This window comes from Wolbachia endosymbiont of Onchocerca gibsoni, assembly GCF_029169405.1.
Lineage (GTDB): Bacteria > Pseudomonadota > Alphaproteobacteria > Rickettsiales > Anaplasmataceae > Wolbachia.
The window spans coordinates 787,205-802,049 of record NZ_JABUMP010000001.1 but is presented as its reverse complement, the minus strand read 5'-3'; the positions used below and the strand labels follow the sequence as shown (position 1 = coordinate 802,049).

Genomic DNA, 14,845 nt, shown 5'->3' with positions numbered 1-14,845 from the left:
TAAATAGTATCGATTATTGCTTCATAGACATGATTATTACTTTTCTTTCTTATTACTTTTAGATTTTTCTTGATCAGTCATTTCTTCTCCAATTTCTTTGATTTTTAATATCAATGACTCTGGTATATACATATCAACTATGTTTTCTATTGTTGCAAATAGAGCTTGATAAGAGTGCGATCTTATTATCCAATTGGGTAATATTTCTTCTGTTTCTATTTTCGATTTTTCCTCTTTTTTGTCATATGCTATATAGCAATATAAGTATACAACGGAGAATAATATGTGGGAAAGCAGTATCCCTCTAAGTGTTCCAATACAGATCCCAGTAACTCTGTCGATTAACCCTAACCTTATAGGTGATAATATGTACATCAGCCAGTTGTTTATTACCATAAATATGAAGTTAAGTATAATAAATACAGAAACTATGGAGAGTATATTNTGTATAGCTTTAGAATCAAAATATTTACCGTAATTTATAGTGAAGAAGTCATAATGATTAATTGTTAAAAAGATCGATGAGGATAAAAATATTAACGCACATAACTCTTTTATAAAGCCCCTAGTTATTGAGATTGTTATACATAAAATAATTATGAAGATAATTAAGTAATCAAAAAGCATACTATATATTTGTGCTTCACAAGTATAATAGTTGTAAATAATAAGGTTGTAAAATTAATTGTATTTATACTGAGCCGGCTGATATAAATGTTGAGCAATCATGTTAACTTCTAAGTTTAAGCTATTATTTACTTTATTATACTGGAAAGTGATATTTTCCCATTTATAGAGAATAGTGTTTACTGTAAATTCCTTGGTAATAATTGAGTTTACTGTAAGGGAAACTATATTTAGAGCGTCACAGATTTCTTTTTTGCAACGAATTTAATAATTCTTCTGGGCATGATAACTTGATTTCATGCGAACCTAAATTTTTACTAATTGTTTAAATTTATACTATTATTATCTAGATAACCTTGAACTAAGTGGCCATCAATCTCCTATCACTTAATTTTATTGTTGCTTGCTTTAGTTTTATTTTCTCTTACTTTTCACGTGTTGAGATTAAAAACTTTCATAGTTTCTTGAGATGCTTGAGCTGTGAATATATTATTGATTGTCAACATTAGTTAAACATACATCGGAACAGGATATTGGATCTCCTTTATATATAGAAGGTAAGTTTTGTGCCTTAATGTAGAAAACTTGATCAGAATTGGAGTAGACGGTAATATTAATTATAGCTCCAATACCTGCAATGATTCCTTTAAACATATAGCAAAAACGAAATTATTTTATCACACGAAGTCTTTTAAAATAACTTGTTTCTATTTTTCTAAGTGGATGAAGTAAACTTGTTTTAACTTATTTGTTCGGTAGATTTTACCAAATATTTAGAATATATAAAATAAACCGAATCAAAATACATAGTATGATTGTTATTAGTAACTTTATGTTCAATGTGCTAACCTAATCTTTCTCTTTTTTCTGATGGCATTGATCCTTTAAAGATTGATGCTTTTCCAAGCAGCAAATGCCTATAGGCAGAGTATTGATATAAAGGATGCTATCAAGAATAGACGAAGTGTTTTTTTTGAGGAAAAATACTGTTTTAAACAGTGATTTGAAAGTAGTATTAGCTGCTAGAGCTTTTGTTCAGCTTAGGGATCTGCAGCTTGTTTGGTACATAGTTCCCATTTTTATGAAAAATGTTTTTAGGTGTGGAAGAGATTGTTGTGTATAAATGTCTGAGATTAATTTGAGCAATCGCTCTTTTTTTCTATGTAATTGCTTTTATAAAATATTCTTTTGGAGTAGAAGATTTACCAATTGGTTGTATTATTTCTAATATTTTATGTGATTGTTTATTTTGAAAATAAACAATGTTAAACTCTTAGTTGATAGTATTGCAAAATGTTTCTTGGTCTTCAGGTATTTGCTGACTACTTTGGTAAATGTTTCATTAAAATTTTTTCTTGTGCTCAGTTAGATTATTTACGGTAGCTGACCTAATATTAATTTGAGCTTATCTTGGTAGATTATCTTTCTTTTTCTGTCTACTTTCTTGATTTTTTTCTGTTGGTCTTAATATATTCTATGTGTGATCTGGTTACTTGATTATTCTTTGCACGTTTTCGGTTTTGAGATATTAAATAACGAGTCGAAGCCTTTTTTATGTAGAAAATTCTGGTAGTTGTTGAAAGAAGGACTACGTTTTATTAAGAAAGTCTGGTGAGTAAGAAAAAACTAATCCAAAAAGCATTTTTATTCATTGCTACAACAATTACTGAGTGGTATGTAACTTGTGCTTTATTATAGCTAAAAGAATTTTTAATTGATGCAATTTATTTATCTCATGTGGTTTCCTTTTGAACTATATCCTATTTTTCTTTGTTTTTAGTTTTTTCTGCTTGTACTATAACTTAACTTTGCCATTTGCTTTCAGTTTTTTCTACATGTTCTGGCTCTTAATTTGAGAATAGCTAAATTTGGTGCAACTTACTAAGTTAGTGTCTTTAGTGTTTACTTATAGTATAATTAGTATTTCCGTAGAAGGATTTTGAGTAGATCGTTACTAATGAATTCTTACACGGTTTTATAATGGTCGTTATATAATTCACTACTTTCTTTTGGTACTTTTGTGTTAGTTATGAAGGTTTTTCCTTGAAAAAGCAGATTTTAAAGAAGTCGATTAAATGTTTTATTTGAATAGTATTGTATCGTGGATGCCTTGATCTGCTGTCATCGATATTATTGGTTTAAATGGAAAATTTTTGTGTGTTGCTTATAAGGCTTCTTGAATAAGTAGTACTAGTTTCTATTACTTCATCATGGAATGCTTTACTTATGTCTTTATGTATTTCTCCTTAAACAATTTAGATCATCATCTGCTTTGTATTCTTCGTTAGTTTTAGTATTATTGTTAAATATAGTAATACGGTATATTTTTCAATGTAAAATTAGATAAAAAAGTATAATTAATCAGCAGATTAATAGTCGAAATGAGGATAATTTTTTGAGTTGTTGGTGTTATGTAAGTTTGCTATAATGAAGGTTTAAGCTAGCGTTTTCGGAATGAATAAAGAGTTATTGAATGAAGTACATTTACTTGAAGATAAGGCTGTGTCCGAAATTGAAAGTGCTTCTTCTTTGCAAGATTTAGAAAAAGTTAGGCTATTATATTTAGGGAAAAAGGGTATAATTAAAGCGTATTTTAGTAATTTAAAGAAGATAGGAAACACAGGAAAGAAGCGTAATTTAGGTAGGACCGTCAATTCCTTACGTAATAAGTTAGATCAGCTTATAATAGGTAAGGGAAATATATTAAAGGCCGAGGGAATTAATTTAAAACTGCAAAGTGAAGCAGTTGATATCACATTACCAGTTAGGCCAGAGAAAATTGGTAAAGTTAATCCACTCAGTAAGGTTATAAACGAAGTAAAGCTCATTTTTGCACATATGGGCTTTAGAGCAGTAGATGGTCCTGAAATTGAGGATGAGTTTTATGTATTTGATGCGCTGAATACTCCAAGTTATCATCCTGCACGTGAAGAGCAAGATACTTTCTACTTAAAGAACAAAGTAGATAACAGAAGAGTGTTGCTGCGTACTCATACCTCATCTGTGCAGATTAGAACTATGCAAAAGGCGAAAACTTTTCCAATCAAAGTAGTAGCTGCAGGTAGGGTATACAGAAATGATTTTGATGCAACTCATACTCCCATGTTTCATCAGATAGAGGGGCTATATGTAAATGAAAATGTTAATATGGGCCAGCTAAAATTTACTATTCACTACTTCTTTAATAGGTTCTTTGGAGATACAGGGTTAAAGATACGTTTTCGTAGTAGTTTTTTCCCTTTTACTGAGCCTTCTGCAGAGGTGGATATAAGTTATAGGGATAGTAAATGGATCGAGGTACTTGGATGTGGTATGGTACATCCAAACGTCTTTCGAAATGTTGGAATAGACTATAGTAGATATAATGGTTTTGCGTTTGGCATGGGTATAGAAAGGCTTGCAATGCTAAAATATCAAATTGGTGACCTAAGAAGCTTTTATAGTAATAGAATTAGTTGGCTTGACCACTATGGTTTTCATTTTTCATCTTTAAGATAAGTGAAGAACAAAACTTATGCATTTGTTATACTCACGGGGCATGAACAAGTGTATGAATTTAAACTTATCTAAAATCCTACATAAGATAGGTAATTTCCCATGCCAAATATATTACTTATAATGCGAAACGGTTAAATCTTGGAAATATACCTATTATAGGTGATTTATCTTTAATTAAAAGGTTGTGGTATTTTAAGGATGTACAGTTATTGTACAAGAACTAATGTTTTTGTTGGTACAGGGGATGCAGTTAGAGCTGTGGTAAGAGGCCTGAGAGAGTTACAAGTTCAAGTATATATTGTATAGTATAGAGGTACTCCGTTCATAAAAAGCAGCACGATAACTGAAATGGTTAGTTGCTTAGAGAAGGTAAGGTTCTGGTTTATCTTGGTTTTAAAACTAGCGGTAAGAGGTATGGTAGATTAGTTGTTGAGAATGATTTCTTGAGAGAAATCGTAGAAGCATAAAATGGCGAAAATAGTAGTGAGGGAATTTTTTGTGAGTGCTGGAGTGATGGTTGCACATATGAAAGATTTACTTAACTTGATGGAAAATAGAGTGTAATAAATTAACTCATGAGTATTATTTAACTGATACAATTTTCATTACAATAAAGAGTAGTTTTAATATCGGTTCGTTCCTCTTGATGAGGAAGAAGCAATTAGTATAAGTGATAGAAGTGGCCTTGTAAAAGGTGAGTTTTACTTTTGAGAAAGTTAAAGAGAATTCTTTATTGGTTCAGGAGTAATGCTTGTTGTTCCAGAGACTGTTTTTTCTTTTTTAAGACTTAAATTAGTATAAATTTGATTATTTATCTATACGTTTTTTTGATTCTTGAGTAAAAATAGGGTCCGGTATTAGAATTGGCTCATTTACTAAGTATGAATGTACAATTATTGGTGATAATGTAATCGTGGGGAATTTCATAAAGTAAAAGCAAGTGATATAGGTGCTGTAATGTTTTTGCAACTGTGATGGGAGGAAGAAACATAAAACAAATATTAAGTAATTATTTTGTTAGCGCGGATGGTTCATTAATTACGTCGCTTAGTGTTCATGATGAGTCTATAATTACGGTAGTTAGTATTGTAGTTGAAAATGTGCTGAAGAAAAGACTTGTAATAATAAAGAAGAGAACAAATGATTAAAAAATAAAATAGTTTATTGGGTACTTTTCTATTAAAGTACGAGGTGTTACAGGGTATGTAACACCTTCTTAGGAAAAAGTGTTATTTGTACATTGCCATTAATTATCGACCTTTCAGTAGTTTTTTAGTGCTACTAATATCTACATTGAGTTCCATGTTTGGGTTTGGTTTACGTAAGTTAATCAGTTTCTCGGTTGGCGCATTCTGAGATAAGCTTCTTTGTTTTCCCTTTTCATTCTTTATTCCTTGATAGATACAGAAGCCGATAAAGCTAATTGCTACTAAAGCAATAATGCTGGCTACGATGCAACAGGTTAGCATTATTTTTTCTTGGTTTACTACTGTTTCTGTGAGAGTTTCTACTTTTTCTTGTAGTCTATTTAAGTGATTTTGCATAAGTTGAAACTGTTCAGTGCCGATCTTTTCTTTTAATGTAATGAATATCTCTTCAAACTGCTTAGCATCAATTTTTTGAGCCTTTTTTAGTGCTTCTATTTTCAATTCATTAGAACCGAATAACAAATTATGAAGCCAATTTGTTGACATTTTTAACCCCCCTTAGCTATATTAATATATTAGAATTTTACATTCTCAATGGTTTAATTATTATTAAACTGGCTGTCTATGAAATATAAATATTTTTACACTAAAAACATCATTATGGCTAACTCTTCGATYANTATTTATTTTTGGTCCAAGAAGTACTTCATCTTAATTTTTAATAAAGTTAATATAATGTAATTTAAACATATCTCTTAATTTACAATTAAAGGTAAAATAGGTAGTGTATTTTGTTCAGAAAGATATGGTTTGTCAGGCTTATAATAGAGTATGAATACTATATAATATTGTGCTTTCTCTATTGAATCTAACTTGAACTAGTGCTTTAATTTTCTCTTTGCCTAGCTTTTCTTCAAATCTTGCTTTTATTTTATCTTGGTTAGGTAAGATATACTCTATTTATGCTCATCACAAATTTTTTCAATAAAGTGAATCTATAACGACAATTATGTCTTGCCTATTTTTATTTTCCAAAAAATTCTATCATGTAAGTTTTATACCGCTTCTTTCTATGCTTTCTGCTCGTCATTCCTTGCATAAAGTTTTTTCCTCTACTCTCTTTGATACTTATTGTTACTGATCTTCTTAAGAGAATTAAAATCTATGTGTAAATTATTTCTTCTATTTAAGGTTCCTTTTGCTCACATGGTGTGCGATAAGCTTCAATGGTACTGAAAGGTATCAACCTCTCGATTGAAGAATGTTCTTTCCTTAAATTCTTTACTGTATGTGTCGTGAAAATAATCTTGAATTTTATGTCTTTTTTATTTGTCTTTCTTATTATTAATCAGTTTCTTTTTAAGAAGGATCGTATTTAGGACATTAAGTCTATAACATGTATTTCATCTATTCCTTTAAGTTTATTCTTAAATTACTTTGTTTGACCTAATTTTAAATTAAGGTCCAGTTATGATCAAAAAGATACCTCTTTTTTTGTTAATTGCTAGTTTATGGTTGATTGATGCATTTATATATGGTTAAGTTTTACTATTGAACAGCGTTTTCTGAGTGTTTTTTGAGAAATATATTACAATAATTAGCACTGCTCTTGGTAGATTTTTGCTTTTTTGCCCATATTTATAAATCTTCTAATAATTTTAGACATTCAGTGGGTAAAGGTGAGAATAGAGTTAAAAATAAATATTTTTATGTTATACTACTATTAAATTATTCTAGAAGGACTACTGGCTAAGTAGGAGTAACTGATGGCGCAACAGGAAATAGTAACAATTAATGCAGAATTACGTGATGTAACAAAAACAAAGGCAATGCATTCTCTGAGAGAGAAAGGGTATATACCTGCAGTTATATATGGTAAAGGGCATGATAATGTAAATTTGACATTGTCTACAAAGGAATTCACGAAGAAATACAAATTGGGGTCTCTTTCTGCACACGTGATAGAATTAAATATTTCAGGTAAAAAAGAATATGCTCTTGTTCGTAGTATTCAATGGCATATGGTGAAGGATACTATACAGCATGTTGATTTTCAATTTGTTGATAAAGATGGCGAAGTTAAAATAGATATACCTTTATTGTTTGTGAATGAAAGTAAATCTCCAGGAATCAAGTTAGGTGGGGTACTTAATATTTTATGTCGTTCTATTACTGTTAAAAGTTCTCTAGATAGAATACCTCAAGCTATAGAAGTTGATTTATCTGATAAAATGATTGGTCAATCTATACATATAAGTGATGTAAAATTGCCAGAAGGTGTTAAGCTTGCAGCACATGAGGAAGAAAACTTTACCGTTGTTGCAATTTCTACTGTTGATAGTGATGTTGAGGAATCTAAAACAGAAACAGGAGAATAGTGTATTTAATAGTTGGGCTCGGTAATCCAGGTAGTCAATACAAGCTGACTTATCACAATGTTGGTTTTCTTATTGTTGATGCAGTTTGTAAGTGTTGGAGGCTTCAGCCATTTTCTGAAAAAAATGATTATTTAATAACCTCTGGTATAATTAATGGAAACAAAGTTATGTTGCTAAAGCCCTACTCATTTATGAATAACTCAGGTATTCCTGTTGCAAGAGTACAGGATTTTTATAAATTTTCATCAGATAATATCATTGTTATACATGATGATGCTGACTTAGAACTTGGAAGAATAAAAATAAAGAAAGGTGGTAGTTCTTCTGGACATAATGGTCTTAAATCTATAGATACTCTTATTAGTAATGATTATTGGCGCCTAAGGTTTGGGATAGGTAGACCGGATGACCAAAGGAGTCTAACAGATTATGTATTGTCTAAATTTCTAAATTTTAATAAAATTACCTTTTTAGTAGAGAAGATAGCGAAAAACATACACTTAGTACTGCGAGGGAATAACATGGCTTTCATTAGATCAATTAATTAATAGCATTACAAAGTTGTTTTACGTGCTTTAAAAATTAACTAGTAAATTAGATCAAGTTTTCAAATGGTCTTTAAAGATGCATAAAAGTACATCGAATGCTTTTATTTTTATAAAGTAAAAAATTTAACTGGGCGAGCGACCAGGATCGAACTGGCGACATTCAGTACCACAAACTGACACTCTACCAACTGAGCTACGCCCGCCAAATTTTTAGCACATAAGTGCAAAAATTGTAAAACTTTTAGCATATTAGCAAAAAAAAGTCAATTAACTATTTAAGTAGACTCTTTTATTTTGAGCTGTATTGTAGTTTCATTATATAAAATTCTAGAGCTTCTAATAAATTCAGCGTTTATGTTTATTGATGAATGTGGTACTTAACTTTATGCTTTGTATTTTTCTTGTTTTTTTAAGGACAATACCAATAATTAATGGGCCAGTAGCTCATTTAAGCTGAAATCGAATGGTATAGCTTACACTTTTGGTGTCCTTAATGGTTGTTAATGCTGTTAACATTACCTTAATATAAGCTAAATTAGCGTTTTGTATATAATCTTCTGTTTTTTGTATTAATGTTATTATGTAGTGTATAGGCTTGTGTTTTTTGTGGCTTGTATGGCAATTTTCTCACGTTTTCTTGCTCACATAAAGTCAAGGGGGTATTTTTTTTAGTGAAATACTTCTAATACTGGTTATGTAGCTCTCTGTGTTACACCTTTTGTGGTACTTATTATAGGTTTTGCTCTTACTCAGTTACCAATGCTTATTTTTATTGGTATTTTTATTTCTCGGTTTTGATATTTCGCTTTCATGTTTAATTATATCATTTATTTTTAACATACTTGGCTTTTTACTAAAGCCTGGTTAGATAGACGGCAGCATTGAAGGATTTCTTATGCTTCTCTGTGTCTTTATCCATTGTTTGATTGTTTTAAAGGCTAATCAAAAAGTCAGAATCAGGTCTGTGTTAACTGAACTTTTAAAGTTTACATTTAATAATAGATATAGATTTTAATGATAGTATAAAATATGCTTATCATAGCTATTGTTTTTGCACTATTCTTTCATTTAATTCATTATCGCTTGTCTTACTAAGATAGACATTACAGTCGATTATAATGTTCTCACATTTAGCTTTTTTACGGCTATTTCAAGAGTCCTTTAGTAAGGAATGTATCGGTTGCTTAAATTGTTAGTACAACTTCTTTTACAGATATATTTTTTCTTCGTTTCATTTTATTAATCTATTTCGAGCATTTTTTGCAGAAGGAGCGTTTGCTACCTTTTTTGTACCACATTATATTCAACAGAATCATGTGATAATAAAAAGGCATTTACTTTTGTAAGTAGTATAATACCTCTTACGTTTATTATTTTGGTAATTTTTTGCCTTACCATGCGAACTTTTTTATATGGTTCAAATATTTACTTTCTGAATTTAATTAAAGTAAGCTTACCTTTACTGTGACTCTGTCAAGAATTATTATTTTTTAACAATTTTCATTTTAGTTGCGTTATTTATTGGGAGAATGTTGTAATTAAAACAATATTTTGCTTCGATAGCTATTGCATCTGTGATTTTAAATCACTGCCTAATTATCAGTTTATTTGTGCCTTACGTAAAAACATTGGTTCACAATCTTTCTATAGCAGTTTTGTTTTAATTAGAGGAATTCTGTGACTATTGTTAATCGTGTTGGCGCATATAAGTTAAAGGCTACCTTTTTTTAGTGTAAAGTTGAGTAATGCAGTAAAGTAGTTTTTCAAGCATGTAATACCAGCAACTATCAACAACTGTGTAATTTAGATAAGTCTATGGGTTGATACAATTATTGTAAGTCTTATACTAAATGCAATGTCCTATAATACAGGGATTGCTATTGTTACTTTTATTTTGACTTGGGTAAATTCTATTTTATTAATTCTCATTATTTAATGATAAGTAAAATGTATAAGATTAACCAGGTACTATTATTAAATGTTGTAAGAGTTATTGTTGCAACTTTAGTCATGTTGATAGCTCTTTACATTCTTAGCTTCTTATTGGCAGGATTATCTCTTTTGATAGAGTATTTGCTTGTATTATTCATTTGACAGTTTTAGTACCTTTAGATGTTGTTATTTATTTTGGTACTCTAATGTTTATGGGTAATATATAAGCATATGAAATTATGAGAAGACTTCTTATATACATAATATTATCAATTTCTTTAATATTAATCCTTCTGAAGGTTGCTACAACTTTTAAAGCTTGGAATAGCTATGAAGAACTTATTGTACAAAAATTAGAAGACACATTTAATGCTAGAATCCACATTAGAGGAAAAATTGAAGTTTCACTAATTACTCCGAAGCTCACTATTTATAACGTGTATGTGCAGTATAACGACGATGAAAAACAAAAATTGTCAAATTCGGTTAGCATAAATAGGATTGAAATAAGGCCATCTTTTCTATCGTTATTTTTATTTTCGTTACAACCAAAGTTGGTCATATTGTTTGGTGTAAAAGGTAGTAAAGAAGATTTTATTAGTATCGTAAATAAAAGACCTGGTAAGGTTGATGTAATAATGAAAGATAGCCAAATAGATTTAAACAATGACTTTGCTGATTATAGAAGTATTGTTAATATAAAAGAGATTGCTATTAAAAAGAACGGACATTTCTATGGTAAAGCAAAGGTAGATGATAATAATTATGATTTTTCGGGGAAGGCTGATATTACAAAAAAGAGTGTACACATTAATATCAAATCAAGTTTTATAAATTTGCTGTTTGCAGGTGATAAAAACCGAGAAGGCCTTCAAGGCAAATTGATGCTGTCAATTGATAATGGTTCTAATTTTATGAGTGATTTAGCAAAAGTTATCGGTCTTAGCTTTCTTGCTTATGTTGTTCCTAGTGAGAATGTTGAGATGTCATCTAATATTAGCCTTAATGAAAGTGAGTTCACGGTAAATGATTTAAAAATTAATTCTAAAAACATACAGGCTAGTGGTACAGTACGAAACGATAAAAAAAATAATTATACTAATGTTGATATTACTTTTAGTAAAGTTGATTTAGACTCTATACAAAACAGCTCACGAAAAATAATAGGTATGAAGGGTCTTCTAGAATGTTTAAGAGAGGTTGTACCAAAGAACTTGAATTTAGATTTCAATGTAGAAGCTTCAAGTATTCAATACCAAAACAGAATATTGGATAAATTTCATACTATGCTAAAATTTACTGATGGCAAAATAAAAGTTGATACGCTTCTTCGGCTTCCTGGAGCTAATAATGTAGCTCGTTTATCAGGGAAAGTTTCAAACAATCTTATCTTGTCTGAGTTTGATGGTGATTTATTGCTAAAAGGAGATGATTTTGAGTCGTTCATTTCATGTTTTTTTCCTTCTATAAAGATTAGAGAAAACAAGAGAAATCAATTTACAATGAGTTCAAGGTTACACTTTGCGCCCAGGATATTGTCTATTTCAGATATTAAGTTGCTGAATGATAAAGAATTTTGGCGAGGGTCAGTTAAGGTAAACTACACAAAAAAGCATAATGCAATTAGTGGTAGATTTACTGTACACGATCTCAACTTAGATAAATATAATTATTCATTGCTGGATGGTTTATCGAAAGTGCAATGGTTAAAAAATCTGAAGTATGATGTAAATATAAAAACCAATGTTAATGGTTTTACGTTGAACGGTACAAAAGTTGAAGGTTTAGGTTTCTTACTGAAGATAGAAAAGGGCAGGCTTGTTACAGGTAAAATAAAGTTATCTGGAGAAGATTTCAATGTTACTGGTAATATAAAAATATTAGCGGATCAAAAATATATTAAACCTTTGTTAGATGTAAGCATAACTGGTGATAAATTTAATGCTGGTATTTTAAAATTGCCGAATTTAATAGAAGTGAGAAAAGATTCGAGAAATAAGATAGATCAGGTTCAATGGTCAAGGAAACAGTTTAATTTCTTAAATGGCAAAGAAGATTTTGATGCAAATGTGCAGATTAGTGTTACAAAGCTTAATGCTGGACAGGATGTTTTGAAGGACTTTAATTTGGATGCGGTAGTGATAAATAATACTATAACTATTAAAAAAGTAAGTTATGCATTGAAACATGGACAAGTGTCTTTTCAGGGTTATTTAAGATTAAACTTAATGTATATAAAATTTTTTGTTGTAGGTTTAGATATTAAAAGGGTTGCTCAGGTTATTGGAATTGATAATTTAAGTGGTAAACTAAACTTAGATGGTGAAATTAAAGCTCAAGGAGAAAGCTTTTACAATTGGGCTAATACTTTGTCAGGAGAGGTTAATTTGCAAGCACAGGAAATAGAATTTGCTAATGTGGACTTTAATTCTTTCATCACTGATTTATTTAGCAGTAAAAATAAATCTGTGATTTCCACACTTACTCATGTTGGTATATATAATGGTAGTACGGTTTTTAAAAATGTTAGCGGGAAAGTAAGCATTAAAAATGGTATATGTTCAACTAGTCTACAATTTGAAATTGATCAAGCATCAGGATCTGTCTCTTCTAACTTAACCTTACCTAACTTTGCTTTAGTTTCTTTATCGAGGTTCTTCTTCATATTACCAGGTCGTAGTAGTCCAATTTATATTGATGTGCATTTGGATGGTCCTATTTGGCGTCCTAAAATGAGTTTCGATGAAGATCTAATATTTAATACTGTAATTGGTGAAGGAGGTAGTTGACTTAACTACCTATTAAAATTAAATATCCTTGATATTCAGTTACTATTGAATTAGTATGTGAGAATTGATATTAAGGAAACAGGAGGAGAATTTTTTCAATGTAAAGAGACACAAGAGAAATTAGAAGCATTAAGTTTATCTTTTGGTTTTCTATTATAAAATAGAACTATTTCTTATACTTTTTAAGTTGTTGTTTTTATATTGTAGAATATGGTATAAAATACTGAATACAACAGTAATTACCTTAGATTGTATCTATATGTATAAACTGGAGTGCATTATATTCCCAATAGCACAATTAAAAGTAATTGGGGAAATTACTGGAGGGAGAGATAAAAATGCAGTAAGATACAAGATGATTGTCACCTCTCAGCATTTTGCTTAGTCTTATATTAAGTATCTTATTATACACTATTTTATATATAATAATGCTTATACTGTATGCTGCCAAAGAAGTCTGTATAAACAGTCTTATATAATAAAGATTGGGTGGATTTCTCTTTATCTTTCAAGAAAGGGTGGAGTAGATTTGTGCTAAACCGATTTATTTATAGAGAGTTTATCTAGTAAACTAAGAAGTTTTTTATAAGCTATTTTAGCAGTAAAGCAGTAAGCTTAAGTTAAAAAAGTATACTGCCTACTTGAGCAGTAGGTGTTTTAAAGCTATATTTGTTAATTCAGTAAAATTTAAGAGTATTACTAGCTTAGTAGTATGAAACATTTAATAAACTACTGTTTTTAAATTTGATCAGATTTAATCAAGAAAGTTAAGATTTTCAATAGCTTATTTAAAAGCTAATCCATAGTTAATATTACTGCAGTGAAATTGTATATATTATCGGTTAATGCTTGTATGTTTTCTCTAGTCAGATATAAAAGGTTACCTAAAAAACTCTAGTGAATTAGAAAAATCCTTTATCTTGCTATTTTTTATTTGGAAGTTTCTTTTCCTTTCTTTTCTTTTTATTGTACCTTAGTGACATTTTGTAAGCATCTGGCAAATGTTTACTTTTTAACTTTTATCAAGCTCATACTTACAGGTAACGGATAGCATTCTTTTTTACGTGGAAAATTTGGTTTTCAATTTTGTTTCCTTCGTATCATCTTAAATAAGCATAAGCATTATTACCAAGTTCTAGTAATTAGTAGATGATATAAATAATCTTATTAAAGAATTAAATAGTATACACCTACAGAAAGCTTAGCGTCCAATATACGGTATTATACCTTCTTTTTTTTCAAGTGACAGCAATACTAACCTTGTTTTTGCTTTCTTTGTATTGACTAGTTCTTACATGTACTTATAGTATTAAATTTATCAAGTATTGCTATTGCTTGATAAGGAAGCAGCATATCCTACATTTAATTGTAATTATAGTAGTTAAATATTCCTTTAAAAGAATCCTCTAAGTTTTCTAGCGCGACTTGGATGTTTTAATTTGCGCAGAGCTTTTGCTTCTATTTGCCTAATTCTCTCACGTGTTACGTTGAAGATTCTTCCTACTTCCTCTAAGGTGTGTTCCTTTCCATCTTTACCAAGGCCAAAACGCATTCTTAGAATTCTCTCTTCTTTTGGCGTTAAAGTTGCAAGGACATTAGTTGTAATGCCTCGTAAATCAGCAAGTATTGCAGCATCTTCTGGTTTTGAAACTCGCTTATCTTCTATACAATCACCGTGCTACTGTCATCCTTTCCTGTTGGAGCCTCAAGACTTACCGGATCTCTTGCTATTTTCATAACTTTACGTATTCTTTCCAAGAGCATTCCAAGTTCTATACTCAATTCCTCTAATGTAAGCTCCTTAGCTTATTGAGGTATGTAGAATATATACTTTACATAAAAGACAGTAGCACAATCAGACGTTATATTATTTGACTTTTTATTCTTAGACTTTTGAGGTTACGCTTTTTTAAGATCTTGTAAGT

The 14,845-nt window shown here is 29.9% G+C and carries 8 protein-coding genes, 1 tRNA gene and 1 pseudogene; 6 read left to right on the top strand and 4 right to left on the bottom strand.

Annotated features, from left to right (window positions below):
- Nucleotides 1-36: 36 nt before the first annotated feature.
- The gene (locus HSX44_RS03165; protein ID WP_275602268.1) at nucleotides 37-627 is read right to left on the bottom strand and encodes a CvpA family protein; all 591 of its coding nucleotides are present in this window, start codon (nucleotides 625-627) and stop codon (nucleotides 37-39) included.
- Nucleotides 628-3,081: 2,454 nt separating this feature from the next.
- Between HSX44_RS03165 and pheS the strand changes: the two genes are divergently transcribed.
- Both pheS and HSX44_RS03150 read left to right on the top strand, forming a co-directional pair.
- Nucleotides 3,082-4,125: a phenylalanine--tRNA ligase subunit alpha gene (pheS, locus tag HSX44_RS03155; protein ID WP_275602267.1), complete on the top strand. Its 1,044-nt coding sequence runs from the start codon at nucleotides 3,082-3,084 to the stop codon at nucleotides 4,123-4,125.
- A gap of 974 nt (nucleotides 4,126-5,099) precedes the next feature.
- The gene (locus HSX44_RS03150; protein ID WP_275602266.1) at nucleotides 5,100-5,273 is read left to right on the top strand and encodes a hypothetical protein; all 174 of its coding nucleotides are present in this window, start codon (nucleotides 5,100-5,102) and stop codon (nucleotides 5,271-5,273) included.
- Between the two features lie 102 nt (nucleotides 5,274-5,375).
- Here HSX44_RS03150 and HSX44_RS03145 read toward each other — a convergent pair whose 3' ends face one another.
- A complete protein-coding gene (locus tag HSX44_RS03145; protein ID WP_275602265.1) occupies nucleotides 5,376-5,819 on the bottom strand; it encodes a hypothetical protein in 444 nt (147 codons plus the stop codon).
- A 1,220-nt stretch (nucleotides 5,820-7,039) separates the two neighbouring features.
- Between HSX44_RS03145 and HSX44_RS03140 the strand changes: the two genes are divergently transcribed.
- Nucleotides 7,040-7,651: a 50S ribosomal protein L25/general stress protein Ctc gene (locus HSX44_RS03140; RefSeq protein WP_275602264.1), complete on the top strand. Its 612-nt coding sequence runs from the start codon at nucleotides 7,040-7,042 to the stop codon at nucleotides 7,649-7,651.
- Nucleotides 7,651-8,199 (top strand): aminoacyl-tRNA hydrolase, encoded by a 549-nt coding sequence (gene pth, locus HSX44_RS03135; RefSeq protein WP_275602263.1) that lies wholly within the window; start codon nucleotides 7,651-7,653, stop codon nucleotides 8,197-8,199. Before HSX44_RS03140 ends, pth begins: the two co-directional genes overlap by 1 nt.
- Nucleotides 8,200-8,329: 130 nt before the next feature.
- On the opposite strand, the gene HSX44_RS03130 is transcribed toward pth, so the two are convergent.
- Nucleotides 8,330-8,402 (bottom strand) — tRNA-His (locus tag HSX44_RS03130).
- Nucleotides 8,403-10,370: 1,968 nt separating this feature from the next.
- Here HSX44_RS03130 and HSX44_RS03125 point away from each other — a divergent pair.
- Nucleotides 10,371-12,920 carry an AsmA family protein gene (locus tag HSX44_RS03125; RefSeq protein WP_275602262.1) on the top strand — a complete coding sequence of 850 codons (2,550 nt, stop codon included), beginning with the start codon at nucleotides 10,371-10,373 and terminating at the stop codon, nucleotides 12,918-12,920.
- Between the two features lie 259 nt (nucleotides 12,921-13,179).
- A complete protein-coding gene (locus HSX44_RS03120; RefSeq protein ID WP_275602261.1) occupies nucleotides 13,180-13,305 on the top strand; it encodes a hypothetical protein in 126 nt (41 codons plus the stop codon).
- Between the two features lie 1,008 nt (nucleotides 13,306-14,313).
- On the opposite strand, the pseudogene HSX44_RS03115 reads toward HSX44_RS03120, so the two are convergent.
- Nucleotides 14,314-14,723, bottom strand: a pseudogene (locus tag HSX44_RS03115) (sigma-70 family RNA polymerase sigma factor); the annotation flags it as partial.
- Between the last annotated feature and the right edge of the window lie 122 nt (nucleotides 14,724-14,845).

Bases quoted from the DNA above. Each gene is read 5' to 3' on its own strand.
- pheS (WP_275602267.1), top strand. From the start codon at position 3,082: ATGAATAAAGAGTTATTGAATGAAGTACATTTACTTGAAGATAAGGCT.
- HSX44_RS03150 (WP_275602266.1), top strand. From the start codon at position 5,100: ATGGGAGGAAGAAACATAAAACAAATATTAAGTAATTATTTTGTTAGC.
- HSX44_RS03145 (WP_275602265.1), bottom strand. From the start codon at position 5,819: ATGTCAACAAATTGGCTTCATAATTTGTTATTCGGTTCTAATGAATTG.
- HSX44_RS03140 (WP_275602264.1), top strand. From the start codon at position 7,040: ATGGCGCAACAGGAAATAGTAACAATTAATGCAGAATTACGTGATGTA.
- HSX44_RS03125 (WP_275602262.1), top strand. From the start codon at position 10,371: ATGAGAAGACTTCTTATATACATAATATTATCAATTTCTTTAATATTA.
- HSX44_RS03120 (WP_275602261.1), top strand. From the start codon at position 13,180: ATGTATAAACTGGAGTGCATTATATTCCCAATAGCACAATTAAAAGTA.